This window comes from Serratia sp. Res13-Sevr-LER1-36-b, assembly GCF_015673035.1.
GTDB classification, from domain to species: Bacteria; Pseudomonadota; Gammaproteobacteria; order Enterobacterales; family Enterobacteriaceae; genus Chania; species Chania fonticola_C.
The window spans coordinates 1-662 of record NZ_JADACK010000012.1 but is presented as its reverse complement, the minus strand read 5'-3'; the positions used below and the strand labels follow the sequence as shown (position 1 = coordinate 662).

Here is a 662-nt window from a genome sequence, read left to right as displayed (position 1 = left end):
ACATTAAAGGGTGGTATTTCAAGGTTGGCTCCATGCAGACTGGCGTCCACACTTCAAAGCCTCCCACCTATCCTACACATCAAGGCTCAATGTTCAGTGTCAAGCTATAGTAAAGGTTCACGGGGTCTTTCCGTCTTGCCGCGGGTACACTGCATCTTCACAGCGAGTTCAATTTCACTGAGTCTCGGGTGGAGACAGCCTGGCCATCATTACGCCATTCGTGCAGGTCGGAACTTACCCGACAAGGAATTTCGCTACCTTAGGACCGTTATAGTTACGGCCGCCGTTTACTGGGGCTTCGATCAAGAGCTTCGCCTTGCGGCTGACCCCATCAATTAACCTTCCAGCACCGGGCAGGCGTCACACCGTATACGTCCACTTTCGTGTTTGCACAGTGCTGTGTTTTTATTAAACAGTTGCAGCCAGCTGGTATCTGCGACTGGCTTCAGCTCCGAGAGCAAGTCTCTTCACCTACGCGCCAGCGTGCCTTCTCCCGAAGTTACGGCACCATTTTGCCTAGTTCCTTCACCCGAGTTCTCTCAAGCGCCTTGGTATTCTCTACCTGACCACCTGTGTCGGTTTGGGGTACGATTTGATGTTACCTGATGCTTAGAGGCTTTTCCTGGAAGCAGGGCATCAACTACTTCTGCACCGTAGTGCAT

The 662-nt window shown here is 52.0% G+C and carries 1 rRNA gene; it reads right to left on the bottom strand.

Annotated elements, in window-relative coordinates:
- Window positions 1-662: ribosomal RNA gene (locus IMQ33_RS07975) — 23S ribosomal RNA — on the bottom strand; the annotation flags it as partial.